We start from the raw sequence: 7,594 nt of genomic DNA on the forward strand, positions 1-7,594 counted from the left end.
TCCTCTTCGTTCTTTCGTTTCTGTTCCAGCGACTTACGAATAGATTCCGCTACCGCTTCATCTCGGTCTTGCATTGATCTCTCTTCATAGACCGAGAACCCAGCATTTTGCGGTACGATACCTTTCTCAGACCTTACACGATCCACTTCCATAGCAATTCCCATTCGCATTGTAAGTGGTAGCTTACTCAACTGTTCACTTGCTTCTTTATCACCGTGGGCGATTGCATTAACGAACTCTTTACTGTATTCCATCTAAATCACTTCCCCTTTGTTTTGTTCTGTTTAGTCATCACTAATTCCCTTACATTTACGAGTTCTGCATTTGAGATACGCATACGGAAGATAGCTTCACGTAACCGCTTCTCATAGTGTTCAGTGAACTCTAGTTGACCGTTTTCTAGTTTTGATACTGTACTCTTCTCAATCCCCATCAGATCCGCTAATTGTTTTTGTGTCTTGTTACGGGTCAATCTGATAAATCGAATGTATCTGTAATCAATATATTGACGGTATGGTAGGCGTTCCTGTGCCATTTAGTCACCCCTTACTTCTTAAAAAATGAAATCACAGCCAAATAAAAAAGCCTTGCTGTTAGGCATGGCTTCTACACTTATATGTTCGCTAAAAACCCATTTTTAACAGGTAGTCAGTGTCTTTTTGCGTCTAAGTAATGACGAATCGCATTCTCTACCATCTCGTAAAGTGGCACATCGTCACGAATACCTTGTATTTTCAGTTCCTTCATCAACTCTATATCTAAATCAAAGGACATTCGTTTACGCTTAATATCCTCATTAGGTGGGTTTTCGACTTTAGGAACTTCTTCGCCAGTCATTTCAAAAAAGTCTGGATTGTACTCTGTTACTTCATCAGTTTTATCTTCAATTACTTTTTTGCGTGGATATTGTGTCATAACTATTTTGTTCCCGTTTTCTATCATTATAGATTTTGAGAACATACTTTCAGTTTTTGTTTTCTTTGTTTTATTAGTTGTTTTGTTTGAACCGTTCGCTTTGGGTCTAGTATTGATTGTTTTGGTAGTGAAATCATAAATTGATTGTTCTAATACCGCTGGATCACCGTCATAATACCAACCACGTTTACCGCTGACAGCGTAACAGCCAGCTTTCTTCATGCCCTCTAACGCCTTCTTTTCCCCTACGTCTAAATACTGTTTAGCAATTTCACTGAGTTTCATGGTTTGTGTAAGTTCTAATATTTCTCCAATCTTCATACTTTCACACCTTCCTTATTTCTGTTTGAATAGTTCGCATCGGCTATTAGTTCTATTCTATGAAATGTGTTTTAGTCCTTTTAAGTTCTTTAGTTGTTTTCAATACATCGTCACATCTCTATAAATGCGTTTTGAGGCACTCAGAAGGATTAACCTTACGTAGTATGTATTATTCAACAGAAGCCCTCAGAAGGCGTTTAAATGTGTCTGGCGATGTGTTGAGATTGGTTATGAAAGGGGCGAGTTTAGTGTCCTAATCGGGGCTGAATTGGTTAGTTTAATAATAGTGACTAATAAGCCTGAGGAATGGCTTAAGAAAGGGCTTCGTTATTAGGTAAAGTCACACACGTAAGGGACTTGATTAACCATCGCTACAAATGGCCTTGTTAAGCCATTTTCCACTTCTAATAATCACACACGTAAGGGATTATTAACTTTAACGGGTAGATCCACCTAATAACCGCTTCAACCGCTAAGGTTAATCAGCGAAAATGTGACTTTTAAAAAATGGCTTAACACCAACGTTTTTCGACACCCTCTAAAATTGTCACAATTTGAAGCCTGTTTTTGGTACGTTCGCCACGCCTTATTAAGTAAAGAAACTTACTTAAACTCTAGAAACTTGATAAAAGATGAAAACATTCTGTTTCGTACCTCAACAGCCCTAATAACAACTGATCTTAGAGATTAGAAAATACAGCACGAAGCGTAAGCGAGTGACGGCAAATCCGTTGTCATAGTCATATTTCTCCTTTAGTCCTGAACCGTTCCCACAACGGTTTGGGACTTTTTTTTTGCCTATATTTAAAAGATATGAAGTAAACTTAACTTGTAAATAATTAGGGAAAGAGTTGAGTTTATGGATACAGGATTAGACGTGATTGCTATTTTTTTGTCGTTAATTGCTTTAATAGCAACAGCTATAAACATCTATCTTCAATACTATAAAGTCGATATAGCTTGTTATATGGAAGCTGAAAACGATATGTTTTCCATCATCATTGAAAACAACAGCAATAACTTAGCGAAAGATTTCAGCATACAACTAGCTGTTATAGACGCACCTTTAGAGATAAAACAACGTTTTGCACTAATGCCGTTGTTAAACAGAAAAGTTTCATTCAATTTAGCACCAAAGAAACAACTATCAATTTTTGTCGATACTTTTTTTCTCGCGTATATGCAGGAAACAGAAACTTTCCCATCATTCACAGTAGAAATCTTTGATAGCAAAGGACGATCTAAGGGTGTTTACGATTTAGATTTTACTTTGTACTACAACAAGATGATTCCATACGGTGAAGAATATTATCTAAGAAAGGAAATCAAGGACGGCTTCAGGTCTATAGAAGAAGCCATTAAGAAAAAGAAAGAAGGGTGAATATGAGTGGCTGGAATTGGGGCGACACTATAAGTGGGTTAATAGGTGCATCGGGTTTGGTATTAGCTTGGCGTACTTACTATGTACAGAACTCGAAAGAAGAAGTAATTGTATATCCTTATCAGGAAAAACACGGTGAATACGGAATAGCTATAGAAAACATAGGGAAAGCTACAGCCGTCGGATATACATTTAAAGTTTCAAGCTATGATGATGACACTACAGAACAGAAAAAAGAATTCCTGGATTCTCATAAATTACTAAATCGAGAAGCAGAAATCACACTAGCAACGGGGAAGATACATAAAATTCGAATTGGTGACCAAGGATCAATACTAGAAGAAATACGTGTAATAGATGGAGATTTCACTTCAAGACTTCGAAAAGAAGGGGAATATCCTACTTTAGAAATAGAAATTTTAAAAAGAAACGGCAGAAACTATACTGTTGTTACACACACAATATGTGATTTCAAGGCATTTGAAGATTATCCTTATACATCAGATCCTCTTGTGCTGCTACAACATCAAATAGATAGAGATAATCGTCTTGCAAGAGACATACTAAGAGTACAAAGTCGAAACTAAAAAAAACCACCGACCTTATTGGTCGCTGGTTTTTTACCACTTTCCTATTCTTTGAAAAAGTGAAACGTTCCAATGGAAATTACGTTCTTCTATTGAAAGTTCAAGTGTTTCCCTCTCACGGTACAATTGATGTTTGATTGAGTAAATTCGTGATTCAATATACTGATCTGGATGTTCCTCATCCTCAAGTAATTCCTGATATTCTCTCAATAATTCAAAAATGTGACTTCTAATATTCTCAGCCTCGTGCGGAATAATCAGTTTTTGAAGTTCTTCGAATGTATTATCATCTAAAAAACCCCTAGGGAACACTTCTTCATTCTCAACATGAGGCAGTGCCATATTGATTAAATAAATTACTGACGTATAAGCGTCTATTTTCAATGAGTCGTACAGTTTAATAACAACAAAAATGAAAATTTGATAGACCGTAAAAAAGTCTATAAACCGTTTTAAAGTACCTTCTTCTGAGTATCCCAAAGTTTCCGCATGGCTAAATAAGATCCATTGAAAAAGTGAAAAAAACAGCCATATTTCAAAAAGATATATAAGTAATTGATAAAGAAAATCCATTCTAAAACGTCCCTTAGCATTTGCAGGAAACGTTCTCAAAGACCTGAAAATAGCTAAAACCAATATAAATACTGTGAAGCTGATCCACCAAAACATACACTAACCTCACTTCCTTCATCATTTGCTAACGCACTCCGTTACGGCTTTTAAGCCTTCACTCCGTTTGTTTGGGAACTGCTTCAGCAGAAACTAGACTTCGCTAAGTTTCGCTTCATCGTCCCACATACTAATTTACACCTTCTATGCTGATCTATCCGCTTTCTCTTTTATCTTTATTGTTTTTAGGCTTTCTTTTTACGGAAAACGCTTGACCTACCAACGCAACCAACATCTTCTTGAGGGAAGGGAAGTGCAACGGCTGGACACAGAAAGCCTTCCTTACCGCCCAAAAGTGAAAATATCGGGGGGTAAAGAAGAAAGGCTTCTGTGATGGTTCTTCCGTCGGTCGGTCGTGTATCCGTATGTATCACCCCAATCAAAGCTAGGCTTCCGCCCTGACTACATTACACACTCAAACAGCCCTTGTGGTTTCAAACGTCCCTTACACTCACGTGTAATTAGTCTTTATAGTTGTCCCCTCTAGCCTTTGCTAAAGAGTCCATAGCGACGAGTTAACGATGTTAAACGTTTTACTTGTATGTAGCCCTTCGCTTCCGTAGAAGCCTGTCTTTCCTTCAATCAGCACTTTGGTAGCTTTCACCCCTGCTATGCCCCGATTGGGAAAGACATAGCAGTATAAGACACTTACAGAACACGTATCGTTTACGTGGATCCATAAGCCGTTGTTTACGGCACTACCCTTAGCGTCCCTATGTACGCTTGCTTGTGGCACAACTAACCACTGTCAGTGTTTTTAGAAGGTATCAGGCTGTTCCTTCGTTATGTAGTTTTAAAATATGTAAGAGAACGAAAAAGGACACTGCCAATAGAGAGTTTCGTAAAACTCACTACTAGCAATGTCCGATTTACGCTAAAGCCTTGCTTAACTAGGCTTTTCAAAGTAAACTGATAACATCAAATGTCAGATGTACTGAGTATACAACTGACGCTATATAGTGAGTACTGGTAATACTCTCTATACGAATCAAGTCATCCGTTGATACTTAAACTGACTGGTAATCGGTTTAAGCGAGGATGGCTTTTTTCGTGTCTTCGTTCGATTAAGTTAGACTTATCTTAACGCTAGATGAATTATCTGACAATACCTATTTTCAAATAAACCGCACAACAATGCCAATGATTACGTTATCTCGTAATTTCATTAAGAAAGAAGATGAAGTAGATCCGTACAGTAATTGGTGTGCAAAGTTGTGCTGTTAAATTGCTTCCCTGCCCCTTTTACAGACCGCTACACCAAACATTTCTTTGCACAACCGCACTACATAGCCATTCGATTACAAGCCCTCTAATAGCCCCTCTTGTGCGTCCTAGACGCTTGCACAACGTTTCCAACACCTTGTTTATCAATCTCAGTCCAACAAAAAAGAAAGGCATTACAGCCCTTCTTGTTTTTTAGATTTTTGTTCTCGCTTAGCACGGATCAGCGTACTTTTACTGATTCTCGTTATTTCTACTACTTCTTTGTAGCTATGCGTTTCAAGAAGCGAAAGGGCGTGTGCTATCGTTTTCTCAGAGTGTTCCTTTGGTCGTCCCTCTTTGAAGCCTTTTTTCTGCCTAGCTATTGCCTTACCTTCTTGGGTACGTTCAACAATCATGTCACGTTCAAACTCAGCGAAAGCAAAGAACATAGTTCGCATTAGCTTGCTTTGTGGCGTGTTATCTAAGCGTCCCACGTTGAGTATATTGATGATGACACCTCTTTCAAGTAGTTCCTTAACAATCTGACTACCTTCGATTGTCGAACGTGCAAAGCGGTCTATCTTAGTCACTACCAACGTGTCACCCTCTTTAAGAACTTCTAATAGTTCCTTGAATTTAGGACGTTCTATTTTAGTTCCCGTATAAGTATCTGAGTAGATGACCTCACAGCCCTCTTCTTCTAGTTTTTTCTTTTGAGATTCTAAGCTGTTCCCTTCTTTCCCTTGTCCGTAAGTGCTGACACGTGAGTATCCGTATTTCATAGTAAATGACCCCTTTTTTGTTATGTACTTTTGACCATATGTTTTGACACAAGCTGATAGCCTGATTTTACGTGCCCTGTATAGGTGGTGTCAATACTTTTAAGTTGTGACCCTCTAAAAAGGGGTAGAACACTATTCGTCCTTCAAGTCCGAATATGTCCTTTATCAGTACATAGAATAAAAACAAAACAACGAAAGGGGATGATTTCTTATGAGAAACAGACAATTCTTTAAGAAATTCGTGAAGGTGGCTACGGTTCTAATCACAGGATTAGCACTGTTAGTCGGATTCCTTCACGATTTCTTAGGGGCGGTATATTACGCCCTTAATATCTTCGGGTAAGAGAAGGGGGCTATATGTCCCCTTACATAGACATGATATGTACCTACTCAGAAAACACTACTGAAGGTGCTATGTCAGGCACATACAACAGGACTACACATAAGCACTACCATACACACCCACTTGCCACACCAACAGACAACACAACAAAGAAAGAGAACGAATGAAAGAAGCGAGTGAAGAAGAACAACAAAGAAGAACAACGAGAAGAAGGTGGATCAGCATGAAGGGTATACCACGGGGAAGCACCCTTGATATACGTGGTGTCAGGTACGTGGAGAATTTACGCAATACTTTTCAAACTCTTTTGTCACAAACCGCTTCATACCAACGTTTAACCTATCATTTATGCCCTGTGTGTTGCGTCGAAGTTTGTTCTTACGGGTGGTTATACTACTCACTGCACCACAGGGCGAATCACAGCAAGGGTGGTTACTAATTTAGCTAAATCCTCTTATCAGAATCAGCAGAAAAAATTTGCGGTATTTTTTTTGAACTATTTCACCTTAAAGCAGGTGTAGTCGTGCTGTCGCTAATACGGTTACCTCTTACAGTCGCATATCGTTGACGACATACGTGATTCTGTCCTGTGTCGTCAGTAGATAACATATGGTATGCCCGATTCCAAAATGCTAGGCGACAGCTTTCGCAGAAGTATTTATACGTTCCGTTCAACGTTCTAAAGTCGCCTAGTAGCTTAACCGATCCGTTAGTTGCTTTGTGCAATAGTGCCTTATAATCGTCTGCGGTCATGTATTCGTTGTTTTGTTTTGGCATAGTCTTATCTCCTTTGGTTTGTCTAATAGTGTCGAATAAATAAAAAAAGAGGACGATAGCTATTAAGCTACCGCCCTTTGTCTTTTTAGAAACGTAGCACAACGTCTAGTTCCTGTTTCTCGCCCTCTACAATGATTGTGTAACGAACATAGTCCCCGAAGTTCACACAAACAATACCGTGGATAGCGTCTGGTAGTGGGAAAGTTCCAATCTCACTATATTCCTTATTGTCTTTCGACCACTCTAGTTTGATTGAAAGTTTCGTTGATTCAGTCCAACCATTCGTAACCGAAACAAGTAAGTTGATTAGATTACCTGATACTTCAAACCCTGCACTACTACGGTTTTCCGTTACCCCTAGTTCTGTACGTTCATTTCGAATATCTCGCATAATCCCAAACACGTGATTTACCATGATTTATTGCCCCAATCCAATCACTTGTTTTTGTGAAGGTAGACCCAAACGGCTACGTTCAATAGCTGACTTAACTTGCTTCTCTACATAGGCCTCATGTCGCTTACGACGTTCCTCTTCGTTCTTTCGTTTCTGTTCCAGCGACTTACGAATAGATTCCGCTACCGCTTCATCTCGGTCTTGCATTGATCTCTCTTCATA

The 7,594-nt window shown here is 38.8% G+C and carries 10 protein-coding genes; 3 read left to right on the forward strand and 7 right to left on the reverse strand.

All coding sequences use genetic code 11. From position 1 onward, the window contains the following. From KNO94_RS15010 to KNO94_RS15020, 3 genes are all read right to left on the reverse strand, one after another. Positions 1-254 (reverse strand): hypothetical protein (locus KNO94_RS15010; protein WP_214781013.1); only part of this gene is annotated, 254 nt, incomplete at its 3' end. 5 nt (positions 255-259) lie between these two features. Continuing rightward, on the reverse strand, positions 260-535 hold the full coding sequence (locus KNO94_RS15015; protein ID WP_214781016.1) for a helix-turn-helix domain-containing protein: 276 nt from the start codon (positions 533-535) through the stop codon (positions 260-262). A 113-nt stretch (positions 536-648) separates the two neighbouring features. Further along, complete coding sequence (locus KNO94_RS15020) at positions 649-1,236, reverse strand: hypothetical protein (protein ID WP_214781019.1); 588 nt, start codon at positions 1,234-1,236, stop codon at positions 649-651. Positions 1,237-2,095: 859 nt separating this feature from the next. Between KNO94_RS15020 and KNO94_RS15025 the strand changes: the two genes are divergently transcribed. Together KNO94_RS15025 and KNO94_RS15030 are read left to right on the forward strand one after the other, a co-directional pair. Continuing rightward, positions 2,096-2,617 (forward strand): hypothetical protein, encoded by a 522-nt coding sequence (locus tag KNO94_RS15025; RefSeq protein WP_214781022.1) that lies wholly within the window; start codon positions 2,096-2,098, stop codon positions 2,615-2,617. Positions 2,618-2,619: 2 nt separating this feature from the next. Beyond that, positions 2,620-3,204 (forward strand): hypothetical protein, encoded by a 585-nt coding sequence (locus tag KNO94_RS15030; protein WP_214781025.1) that lies wholly within the window; start codon positions 2,620-2,622, stop codon positions 3,202-3,204. Between the two features lie 33 nt (positions 3,205-3,237). Here KNO94_RS15030 and KNO94_RS15035 read toward each other — a convergent pair whose 3' ends face one another. Then, complete coding sequence (locus KNO94_RS15035) at positions 3,238-3,873, reverse strand: hypothetical protein (RefSeq protein ID WP_214781028.1); 636 nt, start codon at positions 3,871-3,873, stop codon at positions 3,238-3,240. 1,397 nt (positions 3,874-5,270) lie between these two features. After that, positions 5,271-5,858 (reverse strand): recombinase family protein, encoded by a 588-nt coding sequence (locus KNO94_RS15040; RefSeq protein ID WP_214781031.1) that lies wholly within the window; start codon positions 5,856-5,858, stop codon positions 5,271-5,273. Positions 5,859-6,069: 211 nt separating this feature from the next. Between KNO94_RS15040 and KNO94_RS15400 the strand changes: the two genes are divergently transcribed. Further along, positions 6,070-6,201 (forward strand): hypothetical protein, encoded by a 132-nt coding sequence (locus tag KNO94_RS15400; protein WP_285800800.1) that lies wholly within the window; start codon positions 6,070-6,072, stop codon positions 6,199-6,201. Positions 6,202-7,063: 862 nt separating this feature from the next. Here KNO94_RS15400 and KNO94_RS15045 read toward each other — a convergent pair. Continuing rightward, positions 7,064-7,393 (reverse strand): hypothetical protein, encoded by a 330-nt coding sequence (locus tag KNO94_RS15045; RefSeq protein ID WP_214781033.1) that lies wholly within the window; start codon positions 7,391-7,393, stop codon positions 7,064-7,066. A 3-nt stretch (positions 7,394-7,396) separates the two neighbouring features. After that, positions 7,397-7,594: hypothetical protein (locus tag KNO94_RS15050; protein WP_214781036.1), on the reverse strand; the 198-nt coding region annotated here is incomplete at its 5' end.

This window comes from Exiguobacterium sp. s22, from assembly GCF_018617455.1.
In the GTDB taxonomy this organism is placed as follows: domain Bacteria; phylum Bacillota; class Bacilli; order Exiguobacteriales; family Exiguobacteriaceae; genus Exiguobacterium.